Source organism: Cellulomonas sp. P4_A2, assembly GCF_056402515.1.
Window position 1 is genome coordinate 1 of record NZ_JBFUHG010000242.1, and the last position, 363, is coordinate 363.

Consider the following 363-nt stretch of genomic DNA (forward strand, 5'->3'; position numbering starts at 1 on the left):
CTTCGGCGTCGCCTTCGGTGTGGTCTTCGCGATGATGACGGGCAACGCCAAGGACTTCTACCTGCCCGGCATGATCTACACGCTGGGCCTGGCCCTCGCCTACATCGTCACGACGATCGCCGGGGTGCCGCTGATAGGGCTGATTCTCGGGCCGGTCTTCAAGGAGAACCTCTCCTGGCGTACCCGGAACCCCGGCCGCAAGAAGGCGTATGCCAAGGCCAGCTGGGCCTGGGGTCTGATACTGCTTGCCAAGTGCGCGATCCTCTTCCCGCTCTACTGGTGGGCCGACACCGCCCAGCTCGGCTGGGTCCTGGTCGCCCTGAAGATCCCGCCGTTCCTGCTCGCGGTGTACCTGACCTGGGT

General features: G+C 65.3%; 1 protein-coding gene. It reads left to right on the forward strand.

Annotated features, from left to right (window positions below):
• A partial coding sequence (locus AC1DUE_RS20900; RefSeq protein ID WP_477041306.1) for a DUF3159 domain-containing protein occupies positions 1–363 on the forward strand: 363 nt, incomplete at both ends.